The organism is Variovorax sp. J2L1-78 (assembly GCF_030317205.1).
Classification (GTDB): Bacteria; Pseudomonadota; Gammaproteobacteria; order Burkholderiales; family Burkholderiaceae_C; genus Variovorax; species Variovorax arabinosiphilus.
This window is the reverse complement of sequence record NZ_JASZYB010000001.1, coordinates 755,056-766,417: the sequence shown is the minus strand read 5'-3', so window position 1 is coordinate 766,417 and position 11,362 is coordinate 755,056. Positions and strand designations below refer to the sequence as shown.

The window sequence follows — 11,362 nt, the reverse complement described above, 5'->3', positions numbered from 1 at the left end:
CGCCCGTCCCCACCGGCGCACCGCCCGCCCCCTGCCACCCTGCCCGCATGTCCACCGTCTTCAACTTCACCTTCGTTCCCTGGTTCCGTTCCGTCGCGCCGTACATCCACACGCACCGCGGCAAGACCTTCGTGGTGGGACTCACCGGCGAGGCGATCGCCGCGGGCAAGCTGCAGAACATCGCGCAGGACCTGGCGCTGATCCAGTCGATGGGCGTCAAGGTGGTGCTGGTGCACGGCTTCCGCCCGCAGGTGAACGAACAGCTGCGCGCCAAGGGGCATGAGGCGAAGTACTCGCACGGCATGCGCATCACCGACGAGGTGGCGCTCGACTCGGCGCAGGAAGCCGCCGGCCAGCTGCGCTACGAGATCGAGGCGGCCTTCAGCCAGGGCCTGCCGAACACCCCGATGGCCGGCTCGACGGTGCGCATGATTTCCGGCAACTTCATCACCGCCCGCCCGGTCGGCGTGATCGACGGCGTCGACTTCAAGCATTCGGGGCTGGTGCGCAAGGTCGATGCGGCGGGCATCCGCCGCACGCTCGACTTCGGTGCCATGGTGCTGATGTCGCCCTTCGGCTTCTCGCCGACCGGCGAGGCCTTCAACCTGACGATGGAAGAAGTCGCGACCAGCGTGGCGATCTCGATCCAGGCCGACAAGCTGATCTTCCTGACCGAGATCCCGGGCATCCGCATGGACAGCGAGCTGCCCGAGAGCGAGGACAACCCGATCGACACCGAGCTCCCGCTGGATGCGGCGCGCAAGCTGCTCGCCACGCTGCCGCCGGCCCAGCGCCCGACCGACACCGCCTTCTACCTGCAGCACTGCGTCAAGGCCTGCGAGGCCGGTGTGGAGCGCAACCACATCCTGCCCTTCGCGGTCGACGGCTCGCTGCTGCTGGAGGTGTACGTGCACGACGGCATCGGCACGATGGTGATCGACGAGAAGCTCGAGTCGCTGCGCGAGGCGACGGCCGACGACATCGGCGGCATCCTGCAGCTGATCGAGCCCTTCGAGCGCGACGGCACGCTGGTCAAGCGCAGCCGCACCGAGATCGAGCGCGACGTCGCCCAGTACACCGTGATCGAGCACGACGGCGTGATCTTCGGCTGCGCGGCGCTCTACCCGTACCCCGAAGCGAAGACGGCCGAGATGGCGGCGCTCACGGTGTCGCCGCACTCGCAGGCGCAAGGCGACGGCGAACGCATCCTCAAGCGCGTGGAGCAGCGCGCCCGCGCGATGGGCCTCGACAGCATCTTCGTGCTGACCACCCGCACCATGCACTGGTTCATCAAGCGCGGCTTCGTGCAGGTCGACCCCGACTGGCTGCCCGAGGCGCGCAAGAAGAAGTACAACTGGGACCGCAAGAGCCAGGTCCTGGTCAAGAAGTTCAAGTAAGCCACCATGAATCCGCTCCTCGCCAAGCTGCAGCCCTACCCCTTCGAGCGGCTGCGCAAGCTCTTCGCGGGCGTCACGCCCAACGCCGACTTCAAGCCGATCAGCCTCGGCATCGGCGAACCCAAGCACCCGACGCCGGCTTTCATCCGCCAGGCCCTGACCGACGGGCTCGCGGGCCTGGAGGCCTACCCTGCCACGGCCGGTGACATCAAACTGCGCGAAGCCTTCACCGGCTGGCTGCAGCGCCGCTACGGCGTCGCGGTCGACGCCGCCACGCAGGTGCTGCCGGTCAACGGGTCCCGCGAGGCGCTGTTCGCCTTGACGCAGACGGTGGTCGATCCGAGCGGCCCGGTGCCACCGGTGGTGATCTCGCCCGATCCGTTCTATCAAATCTACGAAGGCTCCACGCTGCTCGCCGGCGCCGAGATCGTCTACGTGCCGAGCGTGCCCGAGCGCAACTTCGCGGTCGACTGGGACAGCGTGCCGGAAGCCGTCTGGGCCCGCACGCAGCTGATCTTCGTCTGCTCGCCGGGCAACCCGACCGGCGCCGTGATGCCGCTGGACGAATGGCGCAAGCTCTTCGCGCTGTCGGACCGCTACGGCTTCGTGATCGCCTCCGACGAGTGCTACAGCGAGATCTACTTCCGCGACGAGCCGCCGCTGGGCGGCCTGGAAGCCGCGACGCAGCTCGGCCGCACCGATTTCAAGAATCTGGTCATGCTGACCTCGCTGTCCAAGCGCAGCAACGTGCCGGGCCTGCGCAGCGGCTTCGTCGCCGGCGATGCCGAGATCATCAAGGCCTTCCTGCTCTACCGCACCTACCACGGCAGCGCCATGGGCGGCGCGGTGGCGGCCGCGAGCATCGCGGCCTGGGGTGACGAGGCGCACGTGGTCGAGAACCGCGCGATGTACCGCGCCAAGTTCGCGGCCGTCACGCCGATGCTCGAGGCCGTGATGGACGTGCGTCTGCCCGATGCGGCCTTCTACCTGTGGGCCGGCGTGCCCGCGGCATGGAACGGCGACGACCAGGCCTTCGCCCGCGCGCTCTACGCTCAATACAATGTGACGGTGCTGCCCGGCAGCTTCCTGGCGCGCGAGGTCGGCGGCACCAACCCTGGCCGTGGCCGCGTCCGCATGGCTCTCGTGGCCGGCACCGACGAGTGCACCGAAGCCGCCCGCCGCATCGTTGATTTCATCCAGAACCGAGCCCTTTCATGACCCAACAACTCCAGCAGACCATCGACGCCGCGTGGGAAGACCGCGCCAACCTCTCGCCCGCCCAGGCCTCCGCCGAAGTGCGCGAAGCGGTCGAGCACGTGATCGCCGAACTCAACAACGGCACGCTGCGCGTGGCCACCCGCGAATCCGTCGGCCAGTGGACCGTGCACCAGTGGATCAAGAAGGCGGTGCTGCTGTCATTCCGCCTGAAGGACAACGAACAGATCCAGGCCGGCTCGCTCGGCTTCTACGACAAGGTGCCGACCAAGTTCTCGCACCTGTCGGCCGCCGAACTGAAGGAATCCGGCGTGCGCATCGTGCCGCCGGCCGTGGCGCGCCGCGGCAGCTACATCGCCAAGGGCGCGATCCTGATGCCCAGCTACGTGAACATCGGCGCCTACGTGGGCGAAGGCACCATGGTCGACACCTGGGCCACGGTGGGCTCGTGCGCGCAGATCGGAGCCAACTGCCACCTGTCGGGCGGCGTCGGCATCGGCGGCGTGCTGGAGCCGCTGCAGGCCGGCCCGACCATCATCGAAGACAACTGCTTCATCGGTGCGCGCTCCGAAGTGGTCGAAGGCGTGGTGATTGAAGAGAACTCGGTGCTGTCGATGGGCGTGTTCATCGGCCAGAGCACGCCGATCTACGACCGCGCGACCGACTCCGTGAGCTACGGCCGCGTGCCCGCCGGCTCAGTGGTGGTGGCCGGCAACCTGCCCAAGCCGGGCGGCAAATACAGCACCTACGCAGCCATCATCATGAAGAAGGTCGACGCCAAGACGCGCTCGACCACCAGCCTGAACGACCTGCTGCGCGACTGACCTGCCCCGACCGCCCGCCAGGCGGTCTTTTTTCAGCATCAGAACAGCCCGAGGAGTGAGAGAACGATGAGCACGATGGAACGCATCCTTCGACTGATGGCGGAGCGCAAGGCCTCCGACATCTACCTCTCGGCCCACTCCCCGGCGCTGATCCGCATCAACGGCAACTGCCTCCCCATCAATGCACAGGTGCTGCCGCCCGAGGCGCCGCTGGGCCTGCTGGCGGAAGTGGTGCACCAGAGCCGCATCGCCGAGCTCGAACGCACCGGCGAGCTCAACATGGCGATCCAGCTCGAGGGCGCCGGCAACTTCCGAATCAGCGCGATGCGCCAGCGCGGGAGCTACGCGGTGGTGGTGCGGCACATCGCGCTGACCATCCCGTCCTTCGACGAGCTTCACCTGCCGGACATCCTGAAGACACTCATCATGGAGCGGCGCGGGTTGATCCTGATGGTGGGCGCCACCGGCGTCGGCAAGTCGACCACGCTCGCGTCGATGCTCGACTACCGCAACGAAAACGCGTCGGGCCACATCCTCACCGTCGAGGAGCCGATCGAGTTCACCTACACCAACAAGAAGTCGATGGTGAACCAGCGCGACGTGGGCAGCGATACGCAGTCGCTGCAGGTCGCGCTGAAGAATGCGCTGCGCCAGGCCCCCGACGTGATCCAGATCGGCGAGATCCGCGACCGCGAGACCATGACCGCCGCCATCGCCTATGCGCAGTCGGGCCACCTGTGCGTGGCCACGCTGCACGCCAACAACAGCTACCGCGCGCTCAACCGCATCCTGAGCTTCTACCCGGTCGAGGTGCGGCCCACGCTGCTGGGCGACCTGGCCGGCGCGTTGCGCGCCATCGTCGCGCAGCGCCTGCTGCGCACGCCCAAAGGCGAACGCTGGCCGGCCATGGAGGTGCTGCTGAACACCGCGCTCATCGCCGAGATGATCGAGAAAGGCGACTTCTCCGCCGTCAAGGAGGCGATGGAGCAATCGATGGCCGAGGGCTCGCAGACCTTCGAGGAAGACATCGCCCAGCTCGTGACCGAGGGCCGTGTGACCCGCGAGGAAGGCCTGTCGCAGGCCGATTCACCCACCAACCTGATGTGGCGCCTGCAGAACCGCCAGGCAGCGCCCACCAAGCGCGACGAAGAGCGCGCGCTGATGGCACAGGAAGAAGAACCCAGCTTCACCGATATCACGCTCGACGTGCGCCACTGATCCTTCGAAGATGTCCCGAACCCTCCAGCTCGCCGAACACCTCATCTCCCGCCCGTCGGTCACGCCCGACGACGCCGGCTGCCAGCAGATCCTGGGCGAGCGCCTCGCCGCGCTGGGCTTCCGCCTCGAAACCATCGAGAGCGGCCCGGCCGATTTCCGCGTGACCAACCTGTGGGCGGTGCGCCCCGGCACGGCTGGCGGCAAGACGCTGGTCTTCGCCGGCCACACCGACGTGGTGCCGACCGGCCCGCTCGACCAGTGGACCAGCCCGCCCTTCACCCCCACGCACCGTGGCGGCAAGCTGTACGGTCGCGGCGCCTGCGACATGAAAGCTTCGCTCGCCGCCTTCGTGGTGGCGATCGAGGAATTCCTGGCGGGCACGCCCGACCCGCGGCTCACGCTGGCGCTGCTGCTGACCAGCGACGAGGAAGGCCCCGGCGTCGACGGCACCGTCGTCGTGTGCAACACGCTGGCTGCGCGCGGCGAGGCGGTCGACTACTGCATCGTCGGCGAGCCGACCTCGGTCGAGCGCTGCGGCGACATGATCAAGAACGGACGCCGCGGCACGATGAGCGGCAGGCTCACGGTCCACGGCGTGCAGGGCCACATCGCCTACCCTCACCTGGCGAAGAACCCGGTGCACGCCTTCGCGCCGGCGCTGGCCGAACTGGTCGCCATCAACGCGGCCGGCGGCTGGGACGCGGGCAATGCCTTCTTCCAGCCGACCAGCTGGCAGGTCAGCAACATCCACGCGGGCACCGGCGCCAGCAACGTGATCCCGGGCAGCGCGGTGATCGACTTCAACTTCCGCTTCTCGACCGAATCCACGCCCGAATCGCTGCAGCAGCGCGTGCGGGCCGTGCTCGATGCGCACGGGCTCGACCACACGCTCGCCTGGACCATCGGCGGCCTGCCCTTCCTCACGCAGCCGGCCGAGCTGGTCGACGCGGTGCAGCAAGCCATCCAGGCCGAAACCGGCCTCACGACCGAACTCTCGACCAGCGGCGGCACCAGCGATGCGCGCTTCATCGCCAAGATCTGCCGGCAGGTGATCGAGCTCGGCCCGGTCAATGCCAGCATCCACCAGATCGACGAGCACATCGACGTCGACGCGATCGACACGCTGAAGAACATCTACCGGCGCGCGATCGAGACCCTTGAATCCCGGCAGACGGCGCGGGCGGCGGCATGAGCACCGCCAGCGACGAGGCACGCACCGTCATCCAGCTCATCGACGCCGGCGCGAAGCAGCTGAACGAGGCCGGGGTTGCCTTCGGCCACGGCACCGACAACGCCTTCGACGAGGCGGCCTGGCTGGTGTTGTGGCAGCTGCGCCTGCCGCTCGACGACCTCGATGCGGTGGCCGACCGCCCCGTGTCCTTGGGCGACCAGGCGCGGGTCGACGCGCTGATCGCCACCCGCATCCTGACCCGCAAGCCCGCCGCCTACCTCACCAAGGAAGCCTGGCTGCAGGGCGTGCCCTTCTACGTCGACGAGCGCGCCATCGTGCCGCGCAGCTTCATCGCCGAGCTGCTGATCGACGGCAGCATCGACTACTGGCTGGGCGAGCACACGCGCCAGGTGCTCGACCTGTGCACCGGCAACGGCAGCCTGGCGGTGCTCGCGGCCATGACCTATCCGGACGTGACCGTGACGGCCGCCGACATCTCGACCGAGGCGCTCGAGGTGGCGGCGATCAACGTCACGCGGCACACGCTCGACAGCCGCATCACGCTGGTCGAATCGGATGGCCTGGCCGCCCTGCCCGGCCCGTGGGATCTGATCCTCTGCAACCCGCCCTACGTCAACGCCGACAGCATGGCGGCGCTGCCGGCCGAGTACCAGGCCGAGCCGGCGCTGGCGCTGTCGGGCAACGCAGCCGGAGGCACCGACGGCATGGACTTCATCCGCCAGTTGCTGGCCGACGCGCCCGCCCGCATGAATGCACAAGGCGTGCTGGTGCTCGAGATCGGCAACGAGCGGCCGCACTTCGAGGCCGCCTTTCCGGCGCTCGAAGCGGTGTGGCTGGAAACGTCGGCCGGCGAGGACCAGGTGCTGCTGCTGACGCGCGACGCCATCATCGCGGCGCGCAGTTAGCGGTCGTCCATGGCCGTCCTGCTCGACGTTCGCATCCCGCGCACGCGCGACGCCTGGGTCGATGCGCTGAGCCAGGCGCCTGTCGCGGGCACCCGTGTCGAAGGTTGGCTGTTCGAAGGCCGTGCGGCGCGCCACCGTGCCGAGGCGCGACTGGCCGCCGTCGGCATCACGGCCCGCCTGCGCAGCGCCTACAAGCCGCTGGTGCATCACTTCCTCGAAGAGGTCGAGCGCACGCAGCTCACGCATGTCACGGTGCACTGCCCGGTGCACCCGAACGCTTCGCCACGCCGTTTCCAGCTCGAGGCCTATCCGCTGGCCGAGATGCTCGGACGCGCGGCGCTGCGCTTCGAGATGCTGCCGGCCTCCGACGCCCTGCCCGCTTACCGCATCGAGCTGCAGTGGCGCGACGGCCGCAGACGCACGGACCAAGTCCCGGCGCCGAACCACGTCCACGCCGATGCGCTCGGTGACACGCTGCTGTCGCCCACGGCATGGCTGCGCGTGCAGCGACCGGGTGAGGCCTGGCAGGAAGGCCCGCACGAATCCGAGCACCAGGCCGTGTTCCGCCGGGTGATCGATTGGGTGCAGCAGCATCCGTGGCCCGATGCCGAGCCATACTTCGAGCGCCTCGACCTGCGCGTCGACCTGCCCGGTATCGCCCATGCGCCGGCACGCGAGAGCGAATGGATGGACAGCCGCGAGGCGCTGCACGAAGACCTGTACTTCACGCTGCTCGAACTGTTTCAGCGCCGCAGCGGCCGGCCGCCCGGCGACCGGCGCCTGCAACCGGGCCAGATCGTGCCGGACGTGCGTGCCGGCCGTGGCGATGCGCGGCTGCGCATTGCGGTCGGGCCGTACCCTTCGCAGGAACCCACGTCGATGCTCGACGACACCGTGCCGCTCGACCGCAGCCCCTCGCCGCTGACGCCCGCGGGCATCGCTACCGAACTGGCCCGCATCCCCGGCGAGCGCTTCTCGGCCACCACCCGCGAAGGTCGGACGGTGCACGGCGTCCACCACGCCGGCCACGGCCCCGCCGTGCTGATCAGCGGCGCGCAGCACGCGAACGAAACCTCCGGCGTGGTCGGCGCCCTGCGCGCGGCGCACCAGCTCGCCACGCGGGGCGCCCACTTCGCGCTGATCCCCCTCGAGAACCCCGACGGCTACGCCCTGCACCGCGCCCTGTGCGCCCACGCCCCGCGCCACATGCACCACGCGGCCCGCTACACGGCGATGGGCGACGACCTGGAATACCGCGACGCGCCCCCCTGGTACGAACGCGCAGCCCGCGAACAGGGTTTGGCCCTGTCGGGCGCGCAGTTGCACCTGAACCTGCACGGCTACCCGGCGCACGAATGGACGCGGCCCTTCAGCGGCTACATTCCGCGCGGCTTCGAGGCGTGGATGCTGCCCAAAGGCTTCTTCCTGATCCTGCGCCATCACGCCGGCTGGGGCGACCGGGCGCGCGCGTTGGCCGAACACGTCTGCCGACGGCTCGCCGAGCGGCCGGCGTTGATGGCCTTCAACGCCCGACAGCTCGCCAGCTACAATGCACATGCCAGCGATCTACCGTTCGAGCTCCTCCACGGCACGGCCTGCATGATCAGCGAAGTCAACCGTCCGGGCCCGCCCCTGACACTGATTTCCGAGTATCCCGACGAAACGATCCACGGCGACCCCTTCATCCTTGCCCACGACACCCAGACCGCGACGGTTCTGGCCGCCGTCGAAGCCCTGGGCCTCATTTCGTCCCGTCCATGATCACTCTCAAGAACGTCGTCCTGCGCCGCAGCGCCAAGCTGCTGCTCGACGGCGCCAACGCCACCATCAACCCCGGCGAACGGGTCGGCCTGGTGGGCCGCAACGGCGCCGGCAAGTCGACGCTCTTCGCGTTGTTCAACCGCACGCTGCACGAAGACGGCGGCGATTTCTTCCTGCCCAAGCAATGGCGCATGTCGCAGGTGGCGCAGGACATGCCTGAAACCGACGAAGGCGCGTCCGCCTTCGTGGTCGGCGGCGACACCCGGCTGGTCGAACTGCGCGAAGCGCTCGCCAAGATCGAAGCCGCCTACACCGAGAACCCGGACGATGCCGACCTCGGCATGGCGCTGGCCCATGCCTACACCGACCTGGCCGACGCGGGCGAGCACGACGCCGTGCCGCGCGCCCAGGCGCTGATCCTGGGCCTGGGCTTCAAGAGCCACGAGCTCGACGCGCCGGTCAGCAGCTTCTCCGGTGGTTGGCGCATGCGTCTGCAGCTGGCCCGTGCCCTGATGTGCCCGAGCGACCTGCTGCTGCTGGACGAACCCACCAACCACTTGGACCTGGACGCGCTCGTCTGGCTCGAAGCCTGGCTGCAGAAGTACGAAGGCACGATGATCGTCATCAGCCATGACCGCGAATTCCTCGACGCGGTGACCAACGTCACGCTGCACGTTGCCAACGCCCAGCTCACGCGCTACGGTGGCAACTACAGCAAGTTCGAAGAGATGCGCGCGCTGCAGATGGAGCAGCAGCAGGCCGCCTTCGGCAAGCAGCAGGAAAAGATCGCACACCTGCAGAAGTTCATCGACCGCTTCAAGGCCAAGGCCAGCAAGGCCAAGCAGGCGCAGAGCCGTGTGAAGGCGCTCGAACGCATGGAAAAGGTCGCGCCGCTGCTGGCCGAGGCCGACTTCACCTTCGAGTTCAAGGAGCCGGGCAACATCCCGAACCCGATGCTGTCGATCACGCAGGCGAGCTTCGGCTACATGGTCGACGACGTGCCCAAAACCATCCTGACCAACGTCAGCAAGTCGGTGCAGGCGGGCCAGCGCATCGGCATCCTGGGCGCCAACGGCCAGGGCAAGTCCACGCTGGTGAAGACCATCGCCCGCGAGATGGGCGCGCTGGCCGGCACCGTGACCGAGGGCAAGGGCCTGAACATCGGCTACTTCGCGCAGCAGGAACTCGACGTGCTGCGCCCGCAGGACAACCCGCTGGAGCACATGGTGCGCATGGCACGCGAACTGGGCACCGCGGCCAAGGAGCCGACCGGCGAGCAGGCCCTGCGCGGCTTCCTCGGCAGCTTCAACTTCAACGGCGACATGGTCAAGCAGCCGGTCGGCACCATGAGCGGCGGCGAAAAGGCGCGGCTCGTGCTGGCCATGATGGTCTGGCAGCGCCCCAACCTGCTGCTGCTGGACGAACCCACCAACCACCTGGACCTCGCCACCCGCGAAGCCCTGGCCGTGGCCTTGAACGAGTTCGAAGGCACGCTGATGCTGGTGAGCCACGACCGCGCCCTGCTGCGCTCGGTCTGCGACGAATTCTGGATGGTCGGCCGCGGCGGCGTGACCGACTTCGACGGCGACCTGGACGACTACCAGCGCTACCTGCTCGACGAGGCCAAGCGCCTGCGCGAAGAAGCCAAGGAAGCCGTACGCAAGGCCAGCGAACCCGTGGCAGCGCCCGCACCGGCGGTCGCCGCCAAGCAGGACGCGGCGCAAGGCCGCCAACAGCGCAGCGAACAAGCCAGGCCGCTCAAGCGCGAGATCGCACAGATCGACGAGCGCCTGGCCGAGGCCGGCACGGCCAAGGCCGCCATCGAGGCCCGGCTGGCGCAGGCGCTGCCCGCCGCCGAGATCGCCGAAGCCGGCAAGCGTCTGAAGGCGCTGAACGAGGAAATCGAACGGCTCGAGGAACGCTGGATGACGGTTTCGGGTCAACTGGAAGCCCTCACCGCCTGACATGAAGCCCACCCCCGATGCGCCTGCGGCGCCGCCTCCTCGAGGGGGCGCACCCAGCGGCCTGGCAAAGCCAGTTCCGCGGGTGCCCTGGGCTCGGCCGGGAGGTTTCATCGGCTGCGGGTCGCGTAGCGCAATGGATCACTGACTCGGCCTGACATCGCCAACCGACAGGAGTACCGCCCCATGCCGTCCGCCATCGAATTTGCCCAGGGTGACCCGGCGCTGATCGCCGCGGTGCGGCGCAGCCGCAAGCTCGTCGCGCGCAAGGCCCTGCTGGCGGCCGCCGCCAGCGCGGTGCCGCTGCCGGGCATTGACTGGGCCGCCGATGCGGCGCTGCTGTCGCGGCTGGTTCCCCAGATCAGCGCCGAGTTCGGGCTGTCGGTCACCCAGGTCGAAACCATGGCGCCCCAACAGCGCGAGCGCATCCAGAAGGCCGCCACCACCGTGGGTGCGCTGCTGGTGGGTCGGCTGGTCACACGCGACCTGCTGATGGCGCTCGCCAAACATGCCGGCCTGCGGCTCACCACCAAACAGGCCACGAAGTACGTGCCGGTGGCCGGCCAGATCGTCTCGGCCGGACTGGGCTACGCCGCGTTGCGGGCGCTCGGCGAGCAGCACATCAAGGACTGCGTGAAGGTAGCCCGGGCAGTTCAATTCGCTTTGCCTTCAACGCCCGATCAAACGCAAATTGGCGGCGAAAACCCTGAAACCAAAAGACCTCAATTCTGGAAACGTCTTGGATTTCTTCATCAAAAGTAATGCCTTGGCGCTCATCGGTATTTGATCAATGACCGGTTTTGTGCAGCTTGCATGACGAAGTTGTCTCTCCGTTAATTCCTCCCGTGCTACCCTGTCAGCACAGTCCCTGAGCAGATGCTGCACCGGC

The 11,362-nt window shown here is 68.3% G+C and carries 9 protein-coding genes; all 9 read left to right on the top strand.

Annotation, left to right across the window (positions count from 1 at the left end):
* Positions 1–47 precede the first annotated feature (47 nt).
* The 9 genes from argA (at position 48) to QTH86_RS03650 (ending at position 11,235) form a co-directional block, all read left to right on the top strand.
* The gene (gene argA / locus QTH86_RS03690) at positions 48–1,397 is read left to right on the top strand and encodes an amino-acid N-acetyltransferase (protein ID WP_286646007.1); all 1,350 of its coding nucleotides are present in this window, start codon (positions 48–50) and stop codon (positions 1,395–1,397) included.
* A gap of 6 nt (positions 1,398–1,403) precedes the next feature.
* Positions 1,404–2,615 carry a succinyldiaminopimelate transaminase gene (gene dapC / locus QTH86_RS03685; protein ID WP_286646008.1) on the top strand — a complete coding sequence of 404 codons (1,212 nt, stop codon included), beginning with the start codon at positions 1,404–1,406 and terminating at the stop codon, positions 2,613–2,615.
* Positions 2,612–3,436, top strand: coding sequence for a 2,3,4,5-tetrahydropyridine-2,6-dicarboxylate N-succinyltransferase (gene dapD, locus QTH86_RS03680; RefSeq protein ID WP_286646010.1), 825 nt, complete (start codon positions 2,612–2,614; stop codon positions 3,434–3,436). The genes dapC and dapD overlap by 4 nt, the downstream gene beginning before the upstream one ends.
* A gap of 66 nt (positions 3,437–3,502) precedes the next feature.
* Positions 3,503–4,654, top strand: coding sequence for a PilT/PilU family type 4a pilus ATPase (locus QTH86_RS03675; protein ID WP_286646011.1), 1,152 nt, complete (start codon positions 3,503–3,505; stop codon positions 4,652–4,654).
* Between the two features lie 10 nt (positions 4,655–4,664).
* Positions 4,665–5,846 (top strand): succinyl-diaminopimelate desuccinylase, encoded by a 1,182-nt coding sequence (gene dapE / locus QTH86_RS03670; protein ID WP_286646012.1) that lies wholly within the window; start codon positions 4,665–4,667, stop codon positions 5,844–5,846.
* Entirely contained in the window at positions 5,843–6,751 is a 909-nt protein-coding gene (gene prmB, locus QTH86_RS03665; RefSeq protein ID WP_286646013.1) for a 50S ribosomal protein L3 N(5)-glutamine methyltransferase, read from the top strand. The genes dapE and prmB overlap by 4 nt, the downstream gene beginning before the upstream one ends.
* A 9-nt stretch (positions 6,752–6,760) precedes the next feature.
* On the top strand, positions 6,761–8,512 hold the full coding sequence (locus tag QTH86_RS03660) for a M14 family zinc carboxypeptidase (protein WP_286646014.1): 1,752 nt from the start codon (positions 6,761–6,763) through the stop codon (positions 8,510–8,512).
* A complete protein-coding gene (locus QTH86_RS03655; RefSeq protein ID WP_286646015.1) occupies positions 8,509–10,476 on the top strand; it encodes an ABC-F family ATP-binding cassette domain-containing protein in 1,968 nt (655 codons plus the stop codon). Before QTH86_RS03660 ends, QTH86_RS03655 begins: the two co-directional genes overlap by 4 nt.
* 183 nt (positions 10,477–10,659) lie before the next feature.
* Positions 10,660–11,235 (top strand): hypothetical protein, encoded by a 576-nt coding sequence (locus QTH86_RS03650; RefSeq protein ID WP_286646016.1) that lies wholly within the window; start codon positions 10,660–10,662, stop codon positions 11,233–11,235.
* Positions 11,236–11,362: the final 127 nt, after the last annotated feature.

Bases quoted from the DNA above. Each gene is read 5' to 3' on its own strand.
- argA (WP_286646007.1), top strand. From the start codon at position 48: ATGTCCACCGTCTTCAACTTCACCTTCGTTCCCTGGTTCCGTTCCGTC.
- dapC (WP_286646008.1), top strand. From the start codon at position 1,404: ATGAATCCGCTCCTCGCCAAGCTGCAGCCCTACCCCTTCGAGCGGCTG.
- dapD (WP_286646010.1), top strand. From the start codon at position 2,612: ATGACCCAACAACTCCAGCAGACCATCGACGCCGCGTGGGAAGACCGC.
- QTH86_RS03675 (WP_286646011.1), top strand. From the start codon at position 3,503: ATGAGCACGATGGAACGCATCCTTCGACTGATGGCGGAGCGCAAGGCC.
- dapE (WP_286646012.1), top strand. From the start codon at position 4,665: ATGTCCCGAACCCTCCAGCTCGCCGAACACCTCATCTCCCGCCCGTCG.
- prmB (WP_286646013.1), top strand. From the start codon at position 5,843: ATGAGCACCGCCAGCGACGAGGCACGCACCGTCATCCAGCTCATCGAC.
- QTH86_RS03660 (WP_286646014.1), top strand. From the start codon at position 6,761: ATGGCCGTCCTGCTCGACGTTCGCATCCCGCGCACGCGCGACGCCTGG.
- QTH86_RS03655 (WP_286646015.1), top strand. From the start codon at position 8,509: ATGATCACTCTCAAGAACGTCGTCCTGCGCCGCAGCGCCAAGCTGCTG.
- QTH86_RS03650 (WP_286646016.1), top strand. From the start codon at position 10,660: ATGCCGTCCGCCATCGAATTTGCCCAGGGTGACCCGGCGCTGATCGCC.